Origin of the sequence: Mucilaginibacter sp. R-33 (genome assembly GCF_049949235.1) — a bacterium.
Classification (GTDB): domain Bacteria; phylum Bacteroidota; class Bacteroidia; order Sphingobacteriales; family Sphingobacteriaceae; genus Mucilaginibacter.
Genome location: NZ_CP188089.1, coordinates 3,135,338 through 3,158,605, shown reverse-complemented (window position 1 = coordinate 3,158,605; position 23,268 = coordinate 3,135,338). Strand labels below are relative to the sequence as shown.

The 23,268-nt window shown below is 45.4% G+C and carries 22 protein-coding genes; 17 read left to right on the top strand and 5 right to left on the bottom strand.

Annotated elements, in window-relative coordinates; genetic code table 11:
• Positions 1 to 221 precede the first annotated feature (221 nt).
• Genes fucP through ACP26M_RS13195 form a run of 3 tightly spaced genes read right to left on the bottom strand, consistent with a single transcriptional unit; the run spans position 222 to position 3,538 of the window.
• Complete coding sequence (fucP, locus tag ACP26M_RS13205; RefSeq protein ID WP_426589722.1) at positions 222 to 1,478, bottom strand: L-fucose:H+ symporter permease; 1,257 nt, start codon at positions 1,476 to 1,478, stop codon at positions 222 to 224.
• 56 nt (positions 1,479 to 1,534) lie between these two features.
• Positions 1,535 to 2,299: an SDR family NAD(P)-dependent oxidoreductase gene (locus ACP26M_RS13200; protein ID WP_426589512.1), complete on the bottom strand. Its 765-nt coding sequence runs from the start codon at positions 2,297 to 2,299 to the stop codon at positions 1,535 to 1,537.
• A gap of 9 nt (positions 2,300 to 2,308) precedes the next feature.
• Complete coding sequence (locus ACP26M_RS13195) at positions 2,309 to 3,538, bottom strand: enolase C-terminal domain-like protein (RefSeq protein ID WP_426589510.1); 1,230 nt, start codon at positions 3,536 to 3,538, stop codon at positions 2,309 to 2,311.
• Between the two features lie 219 nt (positions 3,539 to 3,757).
• Between ACP26M_RS13195 and ACP26M_RS13190 the strand changes: the two genes are divergently transcribed.
• The 5 genes from ACP26M_RS13190 to ACP26M_RS13170 all read left to right on the top strand — a co-directional run bounded on the left by ACP26M_RS13190 (position 3,758) and on the right by ACP26M_RS13170 (position 10,380).
• Positions 3,758 to 4,633, top strand: a complete 876-nt coding sequence (locus ACP26M_RS13190; protein ID WP_354481593.1) for an AraC family transcriptional regulator — start codon at positions 3,758 to 3,760, stop codon at positions 4,631 to 4,633.
• A gap of 382 nt (positions 4,634 to 5,015) precedes the next feature.
• Positions 5,016 to 8,456 (top strand): ThuA domain-containing protein, encoded by a 3,441-nt coding sequence (locus tag ACP26M_RS13185; RefSeq protein WP_426589507.1) that lies wholly within the window; start codon positions 5,016 to 5,018, stop codon positions 8,454 to 8,456.
• A gap of 126 nt (positions 8,457 to 8,582) precedes the next feature.
• Positions 8,583 to 9,440 carry a sugar phosphate isomerase/epimerase family protein gene (locus ACP26M_RS13180; RefSeq protein ID WP_426589505.1) on the top strand — a complete coding sequence of 286 codons (858 nt, stop codon included), beginning with the start codon at positions 8,583 to 8,585 and terminating at the stop codon, positions 9,438 to 9,440.
• A 3-nt stretch (positions 9,441 to 9,443) separates the two neighbouring features.
• Positions 9,444 to 10,052: a sugar phosphate isomerase/epimerase family protein gene (locus tag ACP26M_RS13175; protein WP_426589503.1), complete on the top strand. Its 609-nt coding sequence runs from the start codon at positions 9,444 to 9,446 to the stop codon at positions 10,050 to 10,052.
• Positions 9,964 to 10,380, top strand: a complete 417-nt coding sequence (locus tag ACP26M_RS13170; protein WP_426589501.1) for a TIM barrel protein — start codon at positions 9,964 to 9,966, stop codon at positions 10,378 to 10,380. Before ACP26M_RS13175 ends, ACP26M_RS13170 begins: the two co-directional genes overlap by 89 nt.
• A 195-nt stretch (positions 10,381 to 10,575) precedes the next feature.
• Here ACP26M_RS13170 and ACP26M_RS13165 read toward each other — a convergent pair whose 3' ends face one another.
• The gene (locus ACP26M_RS13165) at positions 10,576 to 11,097 is read right to left on the bottom strand and encodes a protease (protein ID WP_426589499.1); all 522 of its coding nucleotides are present in this window, start codon (positions 11,095 to 11,097) and stop codon (positions 10,576 to 10,578) included.
• A gap of 142 nt (positions 11,098 to 11,239) precedes the next feature.
• Between ACP26M_RS13165 and ACP26M_RS13160 the strand changes: the two genes are divergently transcribed.
• The gene (locus ACP26M_RS13160) at positions 11,240 to 12,361 is read left to right on the top strand and encodes a metallophosphoesterase family protein (protein ID WP_426589497.1); all 1,122 of its coding nucleotides are present in this window, start codon (positions 11,240 to 11,242) and stop codon (positions 12,359 to 12,361) included.
• Positions 12,362 to 12,637: 276 nt separating this feature from the next.
• Here the strand turns inward: ACP26M_RS13160 and ACP26M_RS13155 are convergent, their stop codons facing one another.
• The gene (locus ACP26M_RS13155) at positions 12,638 to 13,234 is read right to left on the bottom strand and encodes an FMN-dependent NADH-azoreductase (RefSeq protein WP_426589495.1); all 597 of its coding nucleotides are present in this window, start codon (positions 13,232 to 13,234) and stop codon (positions 12,638 to 12,640) included.
• A 331-nt stretch (positions 13,235 to 13,565) separates the two neighbouring features.
• Between ACP26M_RS13155 and ACP26M_RS13150 the strand changes: the two genes are divergently transcribed.
• From ACP26M_RS13150 to ACP26M_RS13100, 11 genes are all read left to right on the top strand, one after another.
• Positions 13,566 to 14,228 carry a DUF4255 domain-containing protein gene (locus ACP26M_RS13150; protein WP_426589493.1) on the top strand — a complete coding sequence of 221 codons (663 nt, stop codon included), beginning with the start codon at positions 13,566 to 13,568 and terminating at the stop codon, positions 14,226 to 14,228.
• A gap of 39 nt (positions 14,229 to 14,267) precedes the next feature.
• Entirely contained in the window at positions 14,268 to 15,452 is a 1,185-nt protein-coding gene (locus tag ACP26M_RS13145; protein ID WP_426589491.1) for a hypothetical protein, read from the top strand.
• Between the two features lie 18 nt (positions 15,453 to 15,470).
• Entirely contained in the window at positions 15,471 to 16,925 is a 1,455-nt protein-coding gene (locus ACP26M_RS13140) for a phage tail sheath family protein (protein ID WP_090524157.1), read from the top strand.
• 11 nt (positions 16,926 to 16,936) lie between these two features.
• A complete protein-coding gene (locus ACP26M_RS13135; RefSeq protein WP_426589489.1) occupies positions 16,937 to 18,928 on the top strand; it encodes a phage tail sheath C-terminal domain-containing protein in 1,992 nt (663 codons plus the stop codon).
• 105 nt (positions 18,929 to 19,033) lie between these two features.
• Entirely contained in the window at positions 19,034 to 19,465 is a 432-nt protein-coding gene (locus ACP26M_RS13130) for a phage tail protein (protein WP_090524162.1), read from the top strand.
• A 2-nt stretch (positions 19,466 to 19,467) separates the two neighbouring features.
• Entirely contained in the window at positions 19,468 to 19,926 is a 459-nt protein-coding gene (locus ACP26M_RS13125; RefSeq protein ID WP_091171169.1) for a phage tail protein, read from the top strand.
• Between the two features lie 4 nt (positions 19,927 to 19,930).
• Entirely contained in the window at positions 19,931 to 20,113 is a 183-nt protein-coding gene (locus tag ACP26M_RS13120) for a DUF5908 family protein (protein ID WP_090524169.1), read from the top strand.
• Complete coding sequence (locus ACP26M_RS13115; protein WP_426589485.1) at positions 20,113 to 20,784, top strand: CIS tube protein; 672 nt, start codon at positions 20,113 to 20,115, stop codon at positions 20,782 to 20,784. Before ACP26M_RS13120 ends, ACP26M_RS13115 begins: the two co-directional genes overlap by 1 nt.
• Positions 20,785 to 20,790: 6 nt before the next feature.
• Positions 20,791 to 22,542 carry a type VI secretion system tip protein VgrG gene (gene vgrG, locus ACP26M_RS13110; RefSeq protein ID WP_426589483.1) on the top strand — a complete coding sequence of 584 codons (1,752 nt, stop codon included), beginning with the start codon at positions 20,791 to 20,793 and terminating at the stop codon, positions 22,540 to 22,542.
• Between the two features lie 9 nt (positions 22,543 to 22,551).
• On the top strand, positions 22,552 to 22,842 hold the full coding sequence (locus ACP26M_RS13105; RefSeq protein WP_426589481.1) for a PAAR domain-containing protein: 291 nt from the start codon (positions 22,552 to 22,554) through the stop codon (positions 22,840 to 22,842).
• Between the two features lie 3 nt (positions 22,843 to 22,845).
• Positions 22,846 to 23,268 carry a GPW/gp25 family protein gene (locus ACP26M_RS13100; RefSeq protein WP_426589479.1) on the top strand — a complete coding sequence of 141 codons (423 nt, stop codon included), beginning with the start codon at positions 22,846 to 22,848 and terminating at the stop codon, positions 23,266 to 23,268.

Here is a 23,268-nt window from a genome sequence, read left to right as displayed (position 1 = left end):
TTTGACATCGATTTTTTGATTTTGGGAAAAAGGCGACTTGCTGAAACAATTTAGTTGTATTAAGTGTAGTTTTCACAACAAAATAATATTGAAATGCAAAAAGTTGCGTAATATGGTATTAGTTGCTTTTTTAGTTCATGGTTCATTGATGATGGTTCATGGCATCAAGAGGGATGAAGGTTCAGAAACTCACGAAGTAAAACTTCGTAAGTTTGGTAAAGTTAATGTCCAATTACTGTCAACAGAGGTTCTTCCGGCTCGTCGGAATAAAGCTTGTTTTTTACAACATAACCCTTCAGTCCGTAATATAATACGTATACATAGCACACCAGCGGCGCAATGAATGCCATCCTGATGCCTGAATGGTCTGATATCAAGCCCATTATTGGCGGGATAATAGCACCGCCTACCACTCCCATAATAAGTAATGACGAAGCAACCTTTGTATAATCGCCTATATTTTTGATGCTGAGCGTAAATATGATAGGATACATCACGGAGGTAAATAGCCCTACTATCGACAGAGAAATTATGGATACATAACCACCAGTAAGTACCGATACCAATATCAGCGTAAACGCACCTATGCTGCATAGGGTAAGCACTTTATTGGGTTTAACCTGCTTAAGCAAAAACGCTCCCAGCAAGCGCCCGGTTAAAACCAACGCCATATAAAGTGTAATAAACAAGGCCGATTTTTGCTCGGTAATACCTGTAATATTTAAGGACTTTGTATACCGAATAATAAAACTCACCACGCCAACTTCCGCGCCTAAATAGGCAAAAACTGCTAATACGCCCAATATGGTATGCCTGAATTTAAATACTCCGGAGAGTTTTTGCCTGCTGTTGCCTTCATGAATTACTGGCAACTTCAAAAAATAAAGTACCACGCAAAGGGCAATAAACAACCCCGCCAGTGTTAGGTAAGGAGGAATCACAAGGTGCGCCTCGCTGTTTAAAAACGACTTAAGTTGCTCTGAGGTAAATGACTGGATGAGACTTGCCGGGATATCCTTTTCATGCAATAAAAACTTAGAGCCGATGAAGGGCCCTATTGTAGCGCCCATTGAACCAACGGCTGCAGCCAGGCTTAACCGGCTGGATGCATGATCCGGGTCGCCAAGTTTTGAAATATAGGGAGTAGCCGTAACCTCCAGTATGGCAAAGCCTGATGCCATGGTAAACAATGCCAGCAGGAACACAGGATAATACCTGGTGGTTGCTGCCGGATAAAATATGGCGGCGCCAATAGCCGCCAAAATCAAACCGGTAAGCATCCCTGCTCTGTAACCCATTTTTTCGATAAAGCGACCGGCAGGCAAAGCCATCAAAAAATAAGCGCCAAAAAATGCCGACTGGATCAGTGACGATTGCAGATCAGTTAGCTGGCAGGCCCGTTTCAGATGGGGGATGAGTACATCATTAATATTGCGGCTCAAATTCCAGAAAAACATCAGGCTCATCACTATCAGCAGCGGAGCCAGGTATTTGATGCGTTACTGTTGGTTTTGTTCATGGTTAAGATCTTGTTTTATCGTCTGTATCCAAGTTCGGCGCCGCCGCTTACGGGCATAATGCAGCCGGTTACAAACCGCGCCGCGTCCGAAAGCAGGAAAACTGCGGCATCGGCCACTACATCGCCCTCTGGGCAGTAACCTAATGCATGAATTTCATTAAGGTATTTTTCTATTGATCCGGGATCGGGCTGTTCGGCAGCCCATTGTTTAAGCAATGGTGTCCATACGCCGGCCGGCGAAACAGCATTTACCCTGATACCATATCGCGCGTAATCGAGCGCCATTGATTTGGTAAGAGCATTGATGCCGCCTTTGGTTGCGGTATAAGCAGCATGCAGGCTTTGACCAATATCGCCGGCCATACTGCTGGTATTTAAAATGCAGCCTTTTGAGGCTTTAAGTAAATCAATGCCATATTTGGTTGTCCAAAACAGGCTTTTGAGGTTAATGCTCATAAGGGCATCCCATTCATCCTCTTCGGTTTCATCAACCGGTTTTGATGGATGCGCTATAGCTGCATTGTTATGGATAGCATCGAGTTTGCCATAATGTTTCCTTATTGCATCGAAAGCTGCTTTTACGTCGGCCGCCTTTGATACATCGCCCGGAATACCTTCATGATTACCTCCAAAACGGTCGAGCGCTTTATAAAGGGTACGCTCATTTACATCCATTATAAAAATGGTTGCTCCCTCGCAGATATAAGCTTCGGCGCAGGCCAAACCAATGCCCGATGCCCCTCCGGTAATAAATATTATTTTGTTTAATAATTGGTTCATTTTTGGTTTTTAGCTGGTTACAAGGTCGCTGCTGTTGCCCGCTTCGGCAGGTACGGCGTAATAGCCCCCGCTAATATTAGCCGGATTTTTAAAGTATTTGGCCAAATGCGGTATATGTTCCAAAAATAAGTTTTCGTGACCAATAGCCACATGGTTAAACAGCACTAAGTGCTGATGGATCTGCCCCATGTCGCCAACGTGCGGAACTACCGGTATGTTGAATTTTTTTGCCAGCAGGCTTATCGTCAAAAACTCAGATACACCGCCCACCCGCACACAGTCAACCTGGCAAAAATCCATGGCGCCGGCCTGCAGAAAGTTTTTAAATATGATTTTATTAGGGATATGCTCGCCCGCAGCGATTTTAAGGGGCGCAATTTCTTTAGCTAATGTTTGATGCGCCAAAACATCATCAGGGTGGGTGGGTTCCTCTATCCAGTAAGGGTTTATGCTGCTCAGTTCTTTACAAATAGAAATAGCCTGAGGCAGGTTCCATTTTTGGTTGGCATCAAGCATAATGGTTGTTTTGTCGCCGGCTTCGGCTCTAACCAGCTTTGCCCTGCGGATATCACGTTGCGGATCATCTGAGCCAACTTTTAACTTCATGGCGGTAAATCCCCGGTCAATGGCGCGTGCTACGTTCTCTTTGATCTTCTCATCCGAATAATTAAACCAGCCTACTGATGTATCATACGCCTTATAACCTGTTTGTAAAACACCATTGCGTAATGTGCGGCCTGTAAAATTGCCCTTTAAAATGTTTTCTGCTTCATCAACGGTCAATACATCTTCCAGATAGTTCAGGTCGAGCGTGGCTACCAGTTCTTTCGGGCTTAAATCAAGCAAAAGTTTCCAGAGCGGTACCTGCCGGCTTTTGGCCCAAAGATCGAAACAAGCATTTACTATGGCTGCCAGCGCCAGCTGCATTACACCTTTGTGCGGACCCAACCAGCGGTAGGTGGGCGAATCCAGTATCGAACGGTAAACTGAACCAAAATCGGCCATAAGTTCCTCAATTTCTCGCCCCTTTAATGTTTCGGAAAGATATTGTATGGCTTTGCATACCAGGTCATTACCGGCACCAAGGGTAAAGGCCAGGCCAATGCCTTTTACGCTACTATCGGTATGCAGTTCGCAAATGGCATAAGCATACTGGGTTGAATCGTTTACTGCATCAGAACCGGCGCCATTGCCTAAATTAAAACGCTTGTCGGTAACTTCAATTTTATTGATGTACATGTAGGTAAATATATTTTGCAAATAGTTTCAGGCCGTTCTATGCCGAAAAGCCGTAATGAAATCTTGTTCCTTGTGTTTATAAATCGGTTTATTATACCTTTCCGGATAAGGTATGATGCTGTAAAATTAGCGCGGTTTGATTTTTTACTTTCACTTTAATTGGCAACTTTCGATAGTATTTTTGCTTATATTTAGCTTTTCTCTTCATGTTTTGTTAAAATGAAACCAATTTTAGCCGTATTGTCTGACGGGGTACAGTCAGAAGACCTGTTTGTTGCCAGGGAAGTAAAGCTTCCTTTTTTCTCAAGTGAGTTCCATTTTCATGAAGAATGCCAGTTGGTACACATTGTAAAAGGCTCGGGCAAGCGCATCATCGGCGATCTGGTTGATTATTTTGAAAGCGGGGAGCTTATTTTTCTTGGTTCAAATATTCCGCATGTTTGGCATAATACCCAGGAACAACCCAACGAGGATGACCCTGAACATTATGCGCATTCATTATCTATTCACTTCAATCCGTCAAAATTGCTCATGAATCTTTCGGCATTTGGTAACATACGCAAAGTGGAGTTGTTTTTAAGTAAGGCGCAAAGAGGGATGGAGCTAAAGGGTAAAAGCCGTGATATGGTAATAAAACTGATGTACCAGATAGTACAGCAGGAAGGGTTGCAAAGGATCATCACCCTGCTCGAGATCCTCAATATCATGAGTGCAGACCCGGAGCATAACCTGTTGGCCAGTATCAACTATATCAACTATTATCAATACCATGATAGTAAGCGCATGGATCAGGTATTTAAGTACATCTTTGATAATTTCAGGGAGGATATTTCACTAAATACCATTGCCGATGTGGCTAACATGAACACATTTGCCTTTTGCCGGTTTTTTAAGGCGCGTACCCAAAAGTCGTTTACCCAGTTTGTAAATGAAACAAGAATTGGTTATGCCTGCAAACTGCTAAGTAATAAAGATAACAGTATTACAGATATAGCCTATGAGTGCGGTTTTAATAATGTATCAAACTTTAACCGCTTTTTTAAAGTGATTAAAAAGGTAAGCCCGCGCCAGTACCGGAACCAGATTTTGTCTTAGTATCTGGTTATTGCTTGCCGCTTGCCGCGAAGTGAGCTTTCGCTGTAAGGTAATTTATTCCCTTAAAAATATCCCTTACCGTATCTTCAGAACGAAGCCGTGAAGCCTCACCTATGCGCCGCCGCACCCGGCAGATCCCCTCTTGTATTGATGGTAGTAACAATTCAATTACAAACCCATTCTTGCCAAAAATAAAAGTGTAATTAATACACAGTGAGTTTTTTAAATAGTAATATTGTGTTAGCCAATTGTTGAACAGCCTTTTTAGCGATACTGTATTTCATATTTTTTTGCCTTGTACATAAATCCTTTTAGCAAGGCGATGGGATTAATGCTGCTTTTATGGCTGTTCATTAAATGTAAACCAATAATAACCTCAAACATGTCATTAAAAACAAAACTCACCTTCGTTTTTTTGACAGGATTAACTTTCCTGCTCTATTCCTTTAAAAAGCCGTCTGACAAGCCGCGTGTGCTGGTGTTTTCAAAAACTTTAGGCTGGCACCATTTATGCATCCCGTTTGGGATAGCGGCCATTCAAAAATTAGGTAACGAGAATGGCTTTGATGTGGATACCACCACCAACTCTGCTAATTTTAATGACGATATTCTGAAGAAATACCGGGCAGTAATATTTAACTGCACTACAGGCAATGTGCTTAATGCGGTTGAGCAGGCAGCTTTTGAACGTTATATACAGGCAGGCGGTGGTTTTATGGGCGTACACTCTGCGGCTGATACCGAGTACGACTGGCCATGGTACGGCAAGCTGGTTGGGGCTTATTTTTCAAGCCATCCCAATAATTCCAACATTCGCAAGGCAACAATAGATGTAACCGATAAAAGCCAGCCGGCTACTGCTAACCTGCCCACAAGGTGGGAGCGTACTGATGAATGGTACAATTACAAATCTATTTACAGCGGTATCCATGTGCTGGCAAGCCTCGATGAAAACACTTACGATGGGGGTACCAATGGCGCCAATCATCCCATAACCTGGTATCATGAATTTGATGGCGGCCGGGCATTTTATACAGGCTGTGGCCATACCGACGAAAGCTACAGTGACCCCCTGTTTTTGGGGCAATTGCTCGGCGGGATCAAATACGCTATGGGCAGTGGCAAACCGCTTGATTATGGTAAATCATATTCTAAAGTAGCGCCCGATCAAACCAGGTTTATCAAAACTGTGCTGGTGAGTAACATTGCCTCGCCTATGGAACTGGCGGCGGCAAAGGATGGCCGTGTGTTTTTCACCCAGTTATTGGGCAGTTTGTCGGTTTATAATACCAAAACCAATAAATTTAAATTAATCCATAAATTCCCGATCACCTATGAAGGCGGTACGGGTGTTATCGGCCTCACGCTCGACCCTGATTTTGACAGGAACCAGTTTGTGTATATTTATTACATGCCCGCCGGGCAAACCATCGAACCGCTTAATTTCCAGCTTTCGCGCTTCAAGTTAAGTCCGGCGGATGTGCTCGACCTTAAATCAGAAAAAATCCTGCTTAAAGTACCGGTACAAAAGGTGAGCGGCGCTCACCATGGTGGCTCGTTGGCCTGGGATAAGGATAAAAACCTGTACTTGTCAACAGGTGATAGCTCAAGCCCCTTTCCTTCTGATGGTTATGCACCGCTGGATGAGCGCCCCGGAACAGAGCATTACAGTCTTGACGCGCAGCGGAGCGCCGGCAATACCAACGATTTTAAAGGCAAGATCCTGCGGATCCACCCCGAGGCTGACGGCACGTACACCATCCCCGAAGGAAACCTTTTCCCGAAAGGTACGGCTAAAACCAAGCCCGAAATTTATGTTATGGGCTGCCGTAATCCATACCGGATTGCGGTAAATCCCAAAACCTCGGTTTTATACTGGGGCGAGATTGGGCCCGATGCAGGTAAAGATTCACCGCGCGGGCCACGCGGGTACGATGAGTTTAACCAGGCGCGCAAAGCAGGCAACTTTGGCTGGCCATATTTTGTGGGCAACAACTTTGCTTACTCGCACTGGGATTTTGTGAATGCCAGGCCAGGGCCAAATTTTGATCCTAAAGCACCGGTAAACAATTCGCCGAATAACACCGGCTTAAACATACTACCTCCTGCTACCCCGGCCATGATCTGGTATCCGTATGCTGCTTCCGATGAGTTTCCCGAGTTGGGTATGGGTGGCCGCTGTGCCATTGGCGGCGATTTTTATGAGTTTGATAAGCATATTAAAAACCCGAACAAATTCCCTGAATATTATGACGGCGCCTTGTTTGTGGCCGATTGGATGCGCAACTGGGTGATAGACCTGAGGTTTGATAAGGATGAGAATTATTTACGTAACGAAGCCTTCATGCCAGCTAACGGCGATTTCCGCCGGCCTATCGATATGGAATTTGGGCCGGATGGTGCCTTGTATATGCTGGAGTATGGCTCGGTTTACGGTGCTCAAAATGAAGATGCCCGGTTGGTTAAGATTGAGTACAATACCGGCAACCGTGCGCCGATTGCCAAAGCCAGTATTTCGGATACAGCGGCATTTAATAAATTCGCCAAAACCAGGTTTTTAACCGCGGAGTTAAAAGAGTTTCCTGTTAAAAAGGAAATAGCCGGCCAGGCCCCGCTTAAGGTAAGCTTTAGCAGCCAGAACAGTAAAGATTTAGATGACGATGATAGGATCACTTACCAGTGGTTGTTTGATGGTAAAACTGTTGGGGCTGCCACACCATCGGCAAGTTATACTTTTACTAAGCCGGGCGTTTATAAAACCATTTTAAAAGTAACGGATAAGGGGGGCTTAACCGGTAGGGATACGGTAATTGTAAGGGTTGGCAATACCAAACCCGAAGTGGCCATAGCCAGTGCTGATAATAAATCATTCATCTGGAAAGGCAAACCTTTCCGCTACCATGTAGTGGTTAGTGATAAGGAGGACGGTAAAATAGATTCCAAAAGGGTAAAATTATTTTATATCTATAACCCGCAGCCCTCGGCCAATAGCACCACACAAAACTTAACGGCTTTGTCAACTACCGAGGTCAGCTATCCAGGTAAGGGGCTGATGGCTAATAGTGATTGCAAATCTTGCCATACTATTAACAAAACTGCCGTTGGGCCAAGCTTTTTAGCTATTGCAAAACGGTACAAAACACAAAAGGGAGCTATTGATCAGCTCTCTAAAAAGATAATTGCGGGCGGCGCGGGTAGCTGGGGTACCGAGCATGTAATGAGTGCGCATCCGCAACTATCAAATGCCGATACGCGAGAAATTGTGAAATACATTTTCTCGCTTACGGATAAAAAGAGCCCGGTATTGCCTTTGCCCTTAACCGGAACACTCAATCTGAAATTTAATGATGCCGAACCGCGCGGAGAATACACACTGCTGGCATCTTATACCGATAAGGGCGGTAAAGTTGTTGGTCCGCTGAAAGCTACGGATATGGTGGTGTTGCGGAATGCTGCAGAGAAGGCTGTTTATGCCGATGAGTTGAAAGGCTTTAATAGATTTAAAGATGACCTGTCGGCAGGTAACCATAAATCATATGTACTGTTTAGGAATATTGACCTGACCAACATTAGCAAGTTTGCTTATAAATATGCCTCGAAGGATTATGACGGGGAGATAGAGGTGAGGCTCGATTCGCAGGCCGGGCCGGTGATCAGTTCTGTGGCTTATTCAACCACGGGTTCCTGGGATAAAACCGGCGAAGTAACCGGGACTTTAAGTAAGCCCGTGAGCGGAAAGCACGATGTGTATTTCTTCGCGATAAAACATTCTAAGCCGAGTGACGGTATTTTAAATTTGAAGGATATTCAGTTTGTTGAGTAACGATTTCGAAGCGCAAAAATATGCAACCTCTGAAAGTGAAATGACAAAGCAGCTAAAGACTTACGAAGTTTTAAAAACTTCGTGAGTCTGGATTCTGCAATTATTAATCGTTAACCAATTTTAACCATGAAAAAATCAACCATTTTTATAGCCCTCGTAGCCGTCATGGCTTTGGGACAAAACAAAGCTTCAGCACAAGGCAAACCATTATTTACCGGCCCGATAGGGGTGCAGGCTTACACATTTCGCAGTAGTATGCCAAAAGCTACCTCTGCCGTACTGGATACTATAAAATCATTGGGCATCACTGAAATTGAAGGCGAAGGGCCGAAAGGGATGCCACCCGAAGAGTTCAGGAAAATGTGCGATGACCGCGGTATCAGCATCCCATCAACCGGGGCGGGGTATGACGCAATTGTTAATGATCCGGGTAGTGTGATCAAGCTGGCTAAAATACTGGGCGCCAAATATGTGATGGTTGCCTGGATTCCGCATGGCAAGGAGTTTATTCTGGATGATGCCAAAAAAGCTGTTACAGATTTTAATCGTGTAGGTAAGATCTTGAGCGAAGCCGGGTTAACTTTCTGCTACCATAATCATGGTTACGAATTTGGCACTTACAATGATGGTACATTGTTCGATTATATCGCCCAGAATACTAATCCCAAGTATGTTTCATTTGAGATAGATATCCTGTGGTCGTTCCACGGCGGACAGGATCCTGCCGCGCTTATTAATAAATATCCTTCGCGTATGAAGCTGATGCACCTGAAAGACATTCGGAAGGGTGTAGCTAACGACCTTACCGGCGGTACCGATACCAAAAATGATGTTGCCTTAGGTACCGGGCAAATTGATATCCCCGGAGTGTTGAAAGCTGCAAAAAAGGCCGGAATTAAACACTACTTTATCGAGGATGAAAGTCCGTCGTACAGTCAGCAATTGCCTGTTACCATTGCCTATCTGAAAGGTTTAAAGGATTAATATATGAGTAATTTAAACCGCCGACAAGTGTTAAAGGCTATAGGTTTAACAGCGGGGGCTGCCGTATTGGGTGAAGCAGGGGCGGTAGCAGCGCCCATAGCTCCAAAAGCTGGCGGCGGCTTTGTTTACTCGTTAAATATGAGTACCATACGCGGGCATAATCTTGGCTTTGTTAAGGAGCTTGAAGTAGCCGCCAAAGCCGGTTTTACCTCAGTAGAGATCTGGATAGATACCCTGCAAACTTATCTGCAAAGCGGCGGGTCATTGACTGAAGCCAAAAAGATCATCGAGGGCTTAGGCCTTAAAATTGAAGATGCCATAGGTTTTGCCCCATGGCTGGCTGATGATGAATCTACCCGTAAAAAAGCGCTGGAGCAGCTTCAACGGGAAATGGACATGCTGGCGCAGATAGATTGCCATCGCATTGCAGCCCCTCCGGCGGGCGTTACCAAAGGCCCGGTACTTGATCTGGATGTGGTAACCGAACGATATCTTACCATCCTGAAAATGGGCGAACAAACCGGTGTTATGCCTCAACTGGAAATGTGGGGGCGGCTCACAAAATCTGAAACACATAAGCCAGGTACTTTATGTAGCTACGCAATGCGGTAAATCGGATGCCCGCATTTTGCTCGATGTATTCCACATTTTTAAAGGCCAGTCGGCAGCGGAAAGCCTCAATTATGTAGGCCATCACGCACTGGATATTTTTCATGTAAATGACTATCCGGCAGGTATCAGTCCTGAGCTCATCTCCGAACCCGACAGAATCTATTGCGGAGATGGTATCGCCCCGATTAAACAGATCCTGCAAATAGTTAAAAACCCCGAACGGCCGCTGGTGATCTCGTTCGAGGTTTTTAATAAAAGTTATTATGCACAGGATGCTTTAACGGTGGCTAAAACAGCATTGAAGAAAATGAAGGAGGTGGTCTCTTGAAAAAAATATAAAAGAGGTGGGATTGTGTGATTCCCCTCTTGAGAGGGCGGAGGGGTGTGTTTCTGCTTTGATAAGTCTACCGCAGAAACACACCCCTGCTACCGCTCATTTACCCGCGCCCCCTCTCAAGAGGGGATTTTAAAAGCTCACCATCGATGAGCATAAATAAGCACCAAATATTAAATCTTTCCTTTTTTACTTCCCTTCATAAACAAACGTTACACTGTCTTTCGCTATAAGCCCGCTCATATTTTGCCCTACGTAAATAACAGTATATTTTGATGGTTTACTGATATCATAAGCCTTTAGCAGGTCAATAGTAGCCGTTAAGCTATCCTTTGGATTAACTTTAATATAGCCGCTGGGCGGGGGCGGCATAATTCTTTTGGCCATTGCGCCTTTGTACAGCATTTCCTGACCACTTGCATCTTTTACGTCGAGGTATTTGCTCATCAATGGCTCAAATGGGGTATGCCATTTGCAAAATTGACGGGCAGTGTCGGCATCGTTGTAAACGGTGAATTTTAGCTCAACGACTTCTCCAATTTTAATTGTGGGCTTTATTTGCATTTTGGCAAACAGGCTGGCGCTTATAGCAGGGGCAGAACTTTGATTTTTAGCAGAATCAGAACCGGCAGATGTGTTTTTAACATGATTAACACTACATGCCGATAAAGTAAGCAGGGTTGCAGATAAGATTATTTTGTAGTTTTTCATGTCGCAAAGGTAAGCACTTCAATTACCATTGGCCTGATAGAATTTTGAACCCGTGATTTCAGGCTTTCAGGCTGGCCCTGTTAAACCTTAAACCCCAATTTAATCCTGCCTTAATATTAGGTTGCGTAATTTTGTTGACATCATGGAGCAGATGGCTTTAATTTCTTCATTAAAACACACCGGCCCGGTCATCAAAAAAGATCAGCCGGATGACAGCTATAAATTTCAGCCCCTGCCCGAACCTTCCGGCAGTTATCCCTATCACCTATCCATACATGATGTAGTGCCCGGCATTGCTGATGACAAAATGGTTTTTCATATGGTAGGGGATACCGGCAGCATCCGTAATCCGGGGTCGCAAAGGCGCATAGCAGCTTTAATGGCTGCACAGTATGAAGCGCTTTCCGAAGCTGATAAGCCTAAGTTTTTGTATCATTTAGGTGATGTTGTTTACAACTACGGAGAGGCTCAAAACTATTATGAACAGTTTTTTGAACCCTATAGCCTTTATCCGGGGCCGATATTCGCGATAGCCGGTAACCATGATAGTGATGTAAATCCTGCTGCTGCGATGCCGTGTCAAAGCCTTGATGCTTTTACAACCGTTTTTTGTGATACTATTTCGCGCCCTGTAATGCTGAGCCGACGGATAGACCGCAAAAGCATGCCGCAGCCCAATATTTATTGGACAATGGACACCCCGCTGGCAATCATCGTCGGTTTACATACCAATGTACCTAAATACGGCGTTGTTACCCGCGAGCAGCGCGAATGGTTTATGGAGGAACTGCGATCAGCCGATATGCAGCGGCCAGATAAGACAATTATCCTTTGTATGCACCATGCCCCTTATTCGGCAGATATCAATCATGGAGCCAGTTTACCAATGATTGATTTCCTGGAAGGTGTTTTTGAAGAAACCGGCATCAGGCCTGATATGGTTTTTAGCGGGCATGTGCACAATTACCAGCGTTTCAGTAAGCAATATGATGACTTAACCATGATGCCTTATATTGTTGCCGGCACCGGAGGCTTTGATGAATTGCATCCAATTGCTTTGACCGACAATACGGGTTTTACTGCCGAAGATTCCAGGTTTGATGGGGTTAGCCTTGAATACAGTTGCGATACCCGTCATGGTTTTTTAAAGATCGCTGTTGAAAAGATTAACAATGGGCTCACCTTAACCGGTGAATATTACACCGCAGCTGATGAGGACGAAAATACAGCTGTTTTAACGGATAGCTTTGTTGTGAAGATTTGATTGTTGAGACAATGATCACTCTTTCGTCATATCCAATTCGCATCTGGCAAAGCAATGGGGTCGTTCATCTCCAAATCAATTTTATTCATTGCCGTCGACTTTAGTCGACGGAACAAATAATCAGTATGCGAAGGCTTTAGCCGAATATCGCCTTATAATTGGGCTAAAGCCCGTTTGCTTTTTGCTTTCACCGTTGACTAAAGTCAACGGCAATGATAGCTTCATTTATAAGTTTAAACAAAAACGGGAAGCTAAAGCCTCCCGTTTTTGTTTAAATTAAAGCTCAATAGCTTCTATCGCTTTATCCAAAGCTGTTTCCTGCAGACCTGGCACTTTTACCCCTTCAACCCTGAAGGTTTTTACATCTGTCATTCCTAAAAAGCCTAAAACTGTTCTTAAATAAGGCTCGGTAAAGTCGTATGGTTTCATAAAGCCTTCGGAGTATACACCGCCTGATGAGATGGCCAGGTATACCTTTTTATTTTTAACCAAACCCTCGGGTCCTTTTTCGCCGTAGCTGAAAGTTTTGCCCGCGCGGCAAATGTGGTCAATCCACGTTTTTAAGGTTGATGGAATACCGAAGTTGTACATCGGTGTATCAATAACCAAAGCATCTGCGCTCATGAGTTCGGCAATTGCCTCGTCCGAATTTTTTGCTGCTTCAGCAAGCTCCGGTGTCCTTTTTTCTTCAGGAGTATAAAAAGAGGTGAGGTGTGCTTCTTCCAGGTGCGGGAATGGCGTGGCTGTTAAATCGTGTGTGATTAAAGTATGATCCGGGTTGTGCGATTGCAGTTCACTAACAATGGCATTGCCCAACTTTACGCTGAATGATGCTTCGCCCTGGGGGCTGCTGATTAGATGTAATATTTTCATTGCTGTATATTTTGTAGCAGCAAAATTACCTTGAATAACTATCAAAAAGATACTACTATCCTAAAGGATACTGGTATCCTTCAGGATAGTAGTACTTGCCTTTCGGAGAATTATCTGAAGTTCAGGAGTACCGGAAATGTGCAGATCCGCGCATCGCCAAAATTCCTTGTTTTTAAACTTAGGGCTGTTTGGCGGAAAAATGCGTAAACAGAAAAAGCCCGTTTTAACTATAGATTAAAGGTTTTGTGTTATTTTAACCTATTCATTACCACGTATTTATACGTGTTTTAATTGCGTATAAATACGTGGTAATTAACGTGCATACACTTGCATGTTACTAAAGCCTGATGCCCAACTTTGGATTAACATCAGCAGCGGGACTGCAACCACCTATAAACATCTAATTATCATGATTTACCAAACCGTAAGTTTTTTAGCCGAGCAGTTAAATAACTATCTCAAAACAACCGACGGGAACAGCGGGCTCAGCTCAAGCTTCACCCAGCTTAAAAACGTGGCCCACCTGAGCGATGATGAGATCAAAGGACTTGAAAATATCCTGGTAACGCTGGTAAATATATCCGAAGAGTTTACCATGAAAAACATACCCAATTATGTACGCAACGGCGATGATATTAACTATCGCAACGCGCCAATGTACCTTAACCTGTATGTTTTGTTTTCGGCTTGTTTGCATTCTTCTTATGAAAAATCACTGATCTTCCTGTCTCATATCGTCGAATTTTTTCAGGGGAAGAGCACTTTTACCAAACAAAACAGCCCGACCACGAAAGTAGGCCTCGGCGATTTTCGCCTCATACTTGATATCTACTCGCCCACATTTGAGCAGGCCAATTACCTGTGGAGCACACTGGGCGGCAAACAATTTCCATATGTATTGTACCGCGTCAGGCTGATTGAAATACTGCGCGATAATGTGACCGAAACACGAGGCATCATTAAAAAGATAGAATTGAGCGATAAACTGAGCTAACGATTAGTGCCGGCGATTAACCTGTAAATTATAAACCCGATGGTACTGGACCTGAACTACGAAACGCTTTTTGAGGTTGACATCCGTCATCATTATCACCTGGATGACGGGATCACACTCTTTGACACGCTGAGTGCCGACGCGCGCCTGGCCATGCTGGAGCGTTATGATATAGGCAGTTTCATGAGCGTAACGCCTACTAAAGCTACAAGGGCAAAGTTCGCAGGCTTGCACATGGTTTATAAACAGACCGAAACCGGCATTATTACCGGCATTCCGTATACTTTAAACGGCACGAAGGAACAGCCGCAGATAGTACCGCCGGATAACACCGTATTTAGCTTTAGTATGGCTATTAACGACGGGCTTTTTGCGAACTATAGCTCACTGCCTTTAAAGGCGCCGGATGGTATGGTATACTTTTTTACCAACGACCCTTTGTATTCGCCGCGTGTGGCGCCGTTTTTAACGGCGACACCAAATGTGTACAACGCTGCCACCGACTACTACCCCGGCGATATGTTGGTTGACAACCAGGCTGCGCCAACTAAATTATTTATCGCCCAAAAAAAGAATAACCTTGACCCGGCAGCAGGCGCTACCCCGGCGGGCAATTGGGTAACTGATCCGCTGGTAAGCGGAAAACCGCTGGCCTACGCAAGTAACAACGATTTGATCCGCCAGTTTGGACGCATATTTACTTACCAGGTAACGGTGGCAAATAAAACCCCGCTACTCACTATAAAAGATCGCTTTGGCAATGTGGTAAACGTGCCCGGCAGTGTCGAAACCGGGCCTTTGAATATCATCAAAGCTGATATGGGCAATTTGCCGGAAGGTTTATATACCGCCCATTTGGCAACTACAGGTTATACTGACGATTTTCCTTTTTACTATAGTATGGACTCATCGGCCTGGGCTTTTATTGATATCTGTGTTAAAACAAGCGGTGCAACTTATAACCTGTTACAGGCGGATACTACGCTTAAATCGCCGGTGTTTAGCTTACGGTTTAAAAACCGGGCAACCTACTGGCGCTATATAGGTAAGGCTTTTGGGGCGGCATCAGTAACTGATAACGCGCTGCCCCTTACCCGGCAGGGTTTTATAGCTGTGAAAGTGAAGGATAAAAATAATCATCCCACCACTATCGACCTGCCCAATGCAACGGCATCACTTATTAAACCAGAAACTAATCAGATTTTTTCAGACATATTTTTTTAGGAAGTAAAAAACAGTAATATGGCAACAACATACAAAACTCCGGGTGTTTATGTGGAAGAAATTCCGCTCCTACCTCCATCGGTAGCCGAGGTTGAAACGGCTATCCCGGCCTTTATAGGCTATACACAAAATATTAGCTATAACGGGGCCTCGCTGCAGTACAACCCTGTCAGGATCAAATCGCTTAAAGAGTATGAGCAGATCTTTGGGTTTGCCGAGAATACCTTGTTCACCACTACCGGAACGGCAACCGGTATCAAGATCAAAAAGGCGGCGGGTGTATTTTCATTTGATGCCGCGGTTGACGATCCTTACGCAACCCTGAAATTCAGGATGTACTATTGCCTGCAGCTTTACTTTGCCAATGGCGGCGGCCCTTGTTACATTGTTTCGGCAGGCCAAACTGGTGCAGCTGTTAATGTTGACAAAGCTTTGCTTGGTAACGCGCTTGCCGCGGTTCAAAAGGAAGACGAGCCCACAATCTTACTGTTTACCGATGCCGTAACCCTTACCGCACCTGCAGATTATTATGGCTTGTTTACCGCGGCATTGGCCCAGGCTGCATTTCTGCAGGATAGGGTGGTACTTATTGACCCCTATGTGGCAGTCGCCGATAAAGGGAAAAAAGCGTTTGGTGATATTGCAACTGCGTTTCGTACGGCTATCGGGGTTAATAACCTTAGTTATGGTGCTGCCTATTATCCATGGCTGCAAACCAGCATCAACTATTTCAGCAATGAAAGCAAACAGTTGATTGTTTCCGGAACAGGCGTTACACCAACGGATTTTCCGGCCACTGCCGTTCTGCGCGACGATGCCAATACAGCCAATTCTATCTATCACTTAAATAGCGATCTGTATAATTATATCAAACAGCAAACCAGCCTGTTCTCGGTTATTTTACCTCCGGCAGCGGCAATAGCAGGCGTATACGCTTCTGTTGATAATACCCGCGGTGTTTGGAAAGCGCCGGCAAATGTAAGTCTCAACATGGTTGTGGCCCCAATGGTTAAAATTGATGACGCCGACCAGGAAGATATGAACGTTACCAGTACCGGTAAATCAGTAAATGCTATCAGGGCATTTTCGGGCAAGGGTGTATTGGTTTGGGGTGCACGTACGCTGGCCGGTAATGACAACGAATGGCGTTACATATCGGTAAGACGTTTCTTTAATATGGTTGAAGAATCGGTTAAAAATTCGACACAACCATTTGTATTTGAGCCAAATGATGGCAATACCTGGGCAAAAGTACGTGGTATGATAGCCAACTTTTTAATACTGCAATGGCGGGCAGGCGCTTTACAGGGCGCCAAGCCCGAGGATGCCTTCTTTGTACACGTTGGCCTTGGCGAAACCATGACCTCGTTGGATATACTGGAGGGCAGGCTCATTGTTGAGGTGGGCATGGCCGTGGTTCGCCCGGCCGAATTCATCATTCTTCGTTTCAGTCATAAAATGGTTCAATCTTAAATCAATTAGTCATGGCTTATAAAACACCCGGAGTTTACGTGCAGGAAATTGCACTGTTTCCGCCATCAGTTGCCCAGGTTGAAACCGCTATACCCGCCTTTATTGGTTTTACAGCTTTTGCATTAACCCCCGAAGGCAAATCATTGGTAAATGTGCCAACCCGTATAAAATCATTGCTTGAGTTTGAAAGTTTATTTGGCGGCGGCTATGTACCGGCAACCATAAAGGTTACGGTTAACCCGGCTACAAACCAGATCCTGAACGTAGTACCCGATAAACGGTTTCATTTGTATGTATCACTCAGGCAATATTTTGACAATGGCGGCGGGCCATGCTATATCGTTTCGGTGGGAGATTTCTCATCTGCAGTAACAGCGCCGCCTTTATCAGGAGGTATCGATACCCTATCGGCCGAGGATGAGCCTACACTGATCCTGTTTCCTGATGCGGTTGAGCTGGTAAGCGGCGGTAACCCCGACCTTGTTGCTTTTAGCGGTTTGCAAACCAAAGCGTTGGGCCTGTGCGCTTCCATGCAGGATAGGTTTTCGATACTTGATGTGCTGCAGGGCGATAAACGCCAGGATGTTAGCAATAAGCCTATTGATGACTTCCGGAGCTCGATAGGGATCAACAACCTCAATTATGGCGCGGCTTATTATCCCTGGATTATAACCATTTATGATGTCAATGTTGATTTCAGGCAGATGGAATTTTGGAATAATGCAGGGGTACCGGCCAAGATCACCAATTATGATGGCTTTTCAAAAAGCACTGATGAAAAGGCGCTGGTAACCAACCTGCAAAATGCTATCAAGGACACTGATAAAGTAATCGGATCTGTATTTAGCAACGCTGCTGACGCAACTGCGTTGAGGGTTGGTGGCATTGATGCCGTTAAAGCAAAGTTAACCGCACTGGCAAATAATATTGCCAAAAACATAACTCCCGATGTACAGCTAACCAGTTACCTCGATTTGTTGGCCGCCATTGTTACCGCGGGTAAAAAGGCTAAAGATGCACCCGCTGTTGGTGCGTTGTATGGCAAAGATATTGACGCATTGAGCAAAGATGCAAAACTTGCCGCTGCCGTCACCAACCTCATTGCCTACGAAAAAAATGCCAAGGTGGCTGCTAATACAACCGCCGGCCGCAATCCAGCGCCTGTTTATTCGGTATTGGATAATACACCCTGGTTAGCCAACTCAAACTATGCGGCTGTAGCTGCCAATGCAGACAACTTTACCAAGGATGCAGCCGGTGCGCTTTCCATCGTACAGGCACTACAGGATACCGTTGCCACCATTTTAACTGGTTTTGGCGCATTAATAAACGGTGCCCTGTTTTATGAAAACCTTGCCGAGCAGGCTTTATTCTCGGGGAATGTATTTTTTAGTGCCGCCAACTCGGCAATAACGCTAAAAATGAGCACTATTCCGCCGTCAGGGGCAATAGCAGGAGTGTATGCCAATGTCGACGGTACCCGGGGTGTTTGGAAAGCACCTGCCAACGTAAGCCTTAACAATGTGATAGGTCCCGCTGTGAAAATTGACAACAGCGACCAGGACGATATGAATGTTACTGCCACCGGTAAATCAATCAATGCTATCAGGGCTTTTGCGGGTCGGGGAACTTTGGTTTGGGGAGCGCGTACCTTAGCAGGTAATGATAATGAATGGCGCTATATTCCTGTCAGGCGTTTCTTTATCATGGTTGAAGAATCAGTTAAAAAGGCTACTTATCCTTTTGTATTCGAGAGCAATGATGCCAACACCTGGACAAAGGTGCGGGTAATGATCCAGAACTTTTTAACGCTGCAATGGCGTGCCGGTGCCTTACAGGGCGCTAAACCCGAAGACGCATTTTTTGTACACGTTGGCCTTAACGAAACCATGACCGCGCTCGACATTTTGGAGGGCCGTATGATAGTTGAAATTGGTATGGCTGTAGTAAGGCCTGCCGAGTTCATCATCCTCCGGTTCTCACACAAAATGCAGGAGAGTTAATTATATAAAAGCTTAAAGCGGAGTGCATAAAGCTATTAATTACTTGATTTGAAGCTAATTAATAGGTTCTATATAAATCAATGAATTTCATTTAAAACAAATAAAATGGCAAATTATCCTCTACCCAAATTCCATTTCCAGGTTGACTGGGGTGGCACACGCATCGGTTTTACCGAAGTAACTGGCTTACAAATTGAAACCGAAGTGGTTGAATACCGCGAAGGCAGCAGCAAGGAATACAATAAGGTAAAAATGCCCGGCATGCGCAAATACGGTAACATCACCCTAAAACGCGGCACATTTGCTAATGATAACGAGTTTTATGATTGGATGAACACCGTAAAACTAAACCAGATAGATCGGCGCGACCTTACTATTAACCTGCTTAACGAAGAGCATCAGCCGGTAGTTACCTGGTCGGTAAAAAATGCATTCCCGGTTAAGATCCAGTCGGCCGATTTGAAGGCTGATGCCAACGAGGCCGCAATTGAAACGCTTGAGGTTGCACACGAAGGTTTAACCATCAAAAACGGCTAATCATGGCCTTCGACGCTAAATCGGGTTATCCGCCTTTAGGTTTTCACTTTAAGGTGGTTTTTACAGGCATTGGCGATGAAGAAATCGACAGCCGGTTCCAGAACGTATCGGGCCTTTCCATGGAGATGGAAACAGAATCCAAAAAGGAGGGCGGCGAAAACCGTTTTGAACACGCGCTGCCGGTAAGGGCCAAGTTTCCGGCACTGGTGCTGAAGCGAGGGCTCATTACCGAATCAAAACTGCTGATGGACTGGTGCAATAACGTGTTCAATAATTTTATTATCGAACCCAAAGACCTGACCGTAAGCCTGCTCAATGAAGAACATGACCCGCTTTTAACCTGGAATGTAGTGCAGGCCTGGCCAAAAAAATGGAGCCTGAGCGATTTGAATGCCGAGCAAAACAGCATCGCAATTGAAAGCTTTGAGCTGCAATACCAGTATTACACCCTTCAAACCTGATGTTATGCCAATTGAGATCAGAGAACTGAACATCCGCGTGAGCGTAAATCAAAGCCCTGCCGAACAGGATTCAAAGCCCTCGGGTGTCGGTGGCGGTAGTGGCGGTGGAGGCGGTGATAAAGATGAGATCATTGCCGAATGCGTGGAGCAGATACTGGAGATTTTGAAAAATAAAAACGAACGCTGATGGCCGATAACGTAACCAAAATGAAGATCGTGGCCTGGTCCGATCCGAAGAGCAAAAATGAAGAAGGCTCTATGTTTGTGCAGGTCAACCCCGAAAGCTACAGCCAGAAGATTGAGATCAAGTATTCTGACAAGCAGGCGCAGGGAACATCGGGCAAGCTGCCTAAGTTTTCCAAAATCGAACCGCAGAAGATGGATTTCGAGCTGATGTTTGACAGGACCGGGGTTATCAATGGCGCTACAGCCGGCGATTTAGGGGTTGATGAAGATATCGATAACCTACAAAAGCTCATCATCGAATACCAGGGCGATAAGCACCGGCCAAGGTTTGTAAGTATCTACTGGGGAACGCTTCAGTTTGACGGCGCCCTGGAAACAATGGATATCAGCTATAAACTGTTTGATAGCCAGGGCCGCCCGCTCAGGGCCATTGTAAAAGCTTCGTTCATTGGTTCGGTTGAGGATAAAAAACGCGTTGCAAAAGAAAACGCCCAGTCGCCCGATTTAACAAAAGTGAGGGTGATCAACGAAGGGGATACATTGCCGCTGCTCTGCTACCAGATCTACGGCGATTCAAAGTATTACATAGAAGTAGCCCGGGCAAACAGCCTCAACGATTTCAGGTACCTTAAAACAGGCACAAAGCTCAAATTTCCACCATTAAATCAATAACAGATCATGGCAGATAGCCGCACCATAGAAACCACCCGGCCAAGTACCGTTGTTACCCCGATTGTGAAAATTGAGGGTACCGAGATACCCCGCACCATGCAGATGGAGGCTATGGTGATTGATAAAGGTGTAAACCGTATTGCTGCTGCTAAACTGGTAATTATTGATGGTGATACCTCGGCCCAAAAGTTTGATGCCAGCAACGGCGACTTATTTATACCGGGGAAAAACATCGAGATCCTTTGTGGTTATGAATCAGATAACTACACACTGTTTAAAGGGGTGGTTATCAAACATAGTATCAAGCTGCGCAACAGTGGCTCGCAACTGGTTATCGAATGCCGCGATAAGGCCATTGCCATGACCCTTGCCCGCCATAGCAAGTATTTTGGCGAAAACGTGAAGGACAGCGATGCTATAACTACTATAGCTGGCACTTACAGCGGTTTAAGCACCGATGTTGCCGATATGAATATCACCACCAGCGACCTGGTGCAATACGAAGCCACCGACTGGGATTTCATAACCGGCCGCGCTGAACTGAACGGGATGCTGGTTTATACCGATGATAATACCCTTTCCATCAAAAAGCCGGAAATAAGCGGCCCCGCGGTTGTGGAATTATCATTTGGCGCTACCATGCTAGAGTTGGATGCCGAGATTGATTCAAGGATCCAGTTCCCTTCCATAACCGGCCGCACCTGGAACCCGGCATCGCAGGAAATTGAAAAGGTTGATGCTAACCCGCCATCGGGCGAGCTGAATGGTAACCTGACAGCCGATGACCTGGCAGGGGTGTTTAACGAAAGCAACTATCACCTCAATCATAGCGGTAAGCTTTCGCAGCCCGAATTGCAGGCCTGGGCAACATCGCTCAAGCAAAAACAGGTGCTTTCAAAAGTGAGGGGCAGGGTGAAATTTAAAGGCATCCATACAGTGAAACCGGGGATGATCATCAAACTCAGTAACCTGAGCGATAGGTTTAACGGCAACACCTTTGTAAGCCACATTCAGCATCATATCTCAGCCGGTGACTGGCAACTGGAAGTACAGTTTGGTTTGGATCCGCAGTGGTTTACCGAAAAGTTTGAAACCAGTATAAAGCCCGCTTCGGCTTTGATCCAGGCAGTGCCCGGGTTGCAGATTGGCGTTGTAACCCAATTGGAAAGTGATCCTGATGGTGAATGCCGCATACTGGTACGTATGCCGGTGATCAGCGCTGATGATCAGGGGATTTGGGCGCGTGTAGCAACTCTGGATGCCGGCAAGGAACGCGGAAGTTTCTTTTTGCCCGAAGTTGGGGATGAGGTAATTGTTGGTTTTTTAAACAGCGATCCTCGTAAACCGGTGGTACTGGGCATGCTTAACAGCAGTAATAAAAACGCTCCTTTAACCGCGGCCGACGCCAACAACCAAAAGGGTTTTGTAACCCGCAGCAAAATGAAGCTCATTTTTGATGACGATAAAAAATCGGTAACCATCGAAACACCGGCCGGGAAAAAGATCATCATGGACGAGGATGCCGGGGCGATTGAGTTAAAGGATGAGAACAACAACTCGATAAAAATGAACAGCGATGGCATCACCATCGAAACCCAGGGCAAACTTGTACTTAAGGCTCAGCAGGATTTTAACGCCGAAGGAATGAACCTGGGTCTGAAAGCCAATACCGCCCTTTCGGCCGAAGGATCGGCCAGTGTGGAAGTAAAATCAAGCGGTACGGCGGCACTGAAAGGCTCAATTGTACAAATAAACTAATAACAAAAAATGGCAGCAGCAGCAAGGATAGGCGATATGCACGTATGCCCTATGTTCAACGGGCCTTCACCTCACGTAGGCGGGCCGGTAATAGGGCCGGGGGTACCAACGGTGCTTATTGGCGGTATGCCGGCCGTATGCGTGGGCGATATATGTACTTGCGCCGGTCCGCCCGATTCGATAATCATGGGTTCGGCAACGGTGCTGATAGGGGGGAAACCCGCCGCCCGCATGGGCGATAGCACAGCCCATGGCGGATCAATAGTGTTAGGCTGCCCAACAGTAATAATCGGAGGCTGATCAATGGAACCAAAAATACCTTTTATAGGCAGGGGATGGAGCTTCCCGCCAAGCTTTGACAAGGCTGCCGGTAAAATTGAAATGCTTACCGACGAGGCCGATATTGAGAGCAGTTTGGGCATACTGTTCAGCACCCGGCTCGGCGAGCGCATTATGCAGCCAACTTTCGGGTGCGATTTACAAAAGATAGTTTTTGAAGCTGTGAACCTTACCCTCAAAACCTATATCAAAGATTTGATTGAAACCGCCATACTGTATTTTGAACCCAGGATAACGCTAAACAGCACCGAGGTTGACACCAGTATGGATAACGAAGGGATTTTGCTTATTAAGCTCAATTACACGGTACGTACCACCAATTCAAGGTACAACTACGTGTTCCCTTATTATAAAAATGATGTTACCAGCATAACTACCAACCAATAA

Coding starts and splice junctions, on each gene's coding strand:
- ACP26M_RS13195 (WP_426589510.1), bottom strand. CDS start 3,538: ATGTACATCAATAAAATTGAAGTTACCGACAAGCGTTTTAATTTAGGC.
- ACP26M_RS13135 (WP_426589489.1), top strand. CDS start 16,937: ATGGCTTATAAAACACCCGGAGTTTACGTGCAGGAAATTGCACTGTTT.
- ACP26M_RS13190 (WP_354481593.1), top strand. CDS start 3,758: ATGAAACCAATTTTAGCCGTATTGTCTGACGGGGTACAGTCAGAAGAC.
- ACP26M_RS13120 (WP_090524169.1), top strand. CDS start 19,931: ATGCCAATTGAGATCAGAGAACTGAACATCCGCGTGAGCGTAAATCAA.
- ACP26M_RS13200 (WP_426589512.1), bottom strand. CDS start 2,299: ATGAACCAATTATTAAACAAAATAATATTTATTACCGGAGGGGCATCG.
- ACP26M_RS13175 (WP_426589503.1), top strand. CDS start 9,444: ATGAGTAATTTAAACCGCCGACAAGTGTTAAAGGCTATAGGTTTAACA.
- ACP26M_RS13165 (WP_426589499.1), bottom strand. CDS start 11,097: ATGAAAAACTACAAAATAATCTTATCTGCAACCCTGCTTACTTTATCG.
- ACP26M_RS13115 (WP_426589485.1), top strand. CDS start 20,113: ATGGCCGATAACGTAACCAAAATGAAGATCGTGGCCTGGTCCGATCCG.
- ACP26M_RS13145 (WP_426589491.1), top strand. CDS start 14,268: ATGGTACTGGACCTGAACTACGAAACGCTTTTTGAGGTTGACATCCGT.
- ACP26M_RS13105 (WP_426589481.1), top strand. CDS start 22,552: ATGGCAGCAGCAGCAAGGATAGGCGATATGCACGTATGCCCTATGTTC.
- ACP26M_RS13155 (WP_426589495.1), bottom strand. CDS start 13,234: ATGAAAATATTACATCTAATCAGCAGCCCCCAGGGCGAAGCATCATTC.
- ACP26M_RS13180 (WP_426589505.1), top strand. CDS start 8,583: ATGAAAAAATCAACCATTTTTATAGCCCTCGTAGCCGTCATGGCTTTG.
- ACP26M_RS13150 (WP_426589493.1), top strand. CDS start 13,566: ATGTTACTAAAGCCTGATGCCCAACTTTGGATTAACATCAGCAGCGGG.
- ACP26M_RS13125 (WP_091171169.1), top strand. CDS start 19,468: ATGGCCTTCGACGCTAAATCGGGTTATCCGCCTTTAGGTTTTCACTTT.
- ACP26M_RS13185 (WP_426589507.1), top strand. CDS start 5,016: ATGTCATTAAAAACAAAACTCACCTTCGTTTTTTTGACAGGATTAACT.
- ACP26M_RS13160 (WP_426589497.1), top strand. CDS start 11,240: ATGGAGCAGATGGCTTTAATTTCTTCATTAAAACACACCGGCCCGGTC.
- ACP26M_RS13140 (WP_090524157.1), top strand. CDS start 15,471: ATGGCAACAACATACAAAACTCCGGGTGTTTATGTGGAAGAAATTCCG.
- vgrG (WP_426589483.1), top strand. CDS start 20,791: ATGGCAGATAGCCGCACCATAGAAACCACCCGGCCAAGTACCGTTGTT.
- ACP26M_RS13100 (WP_426589479.1), top strand. CDS start 22,846: ATGGAACCAAAAATACCTTTTATAGGCAGGGGATGGAGCTTCCCGCCA.
- ACP26M_RS13130 (WP_090524162.1), top strand. CDS start 19,034: ATGGCAAATTATCCTCTACCCAAATTCCATTTCCAGGTTGACTGGGGT.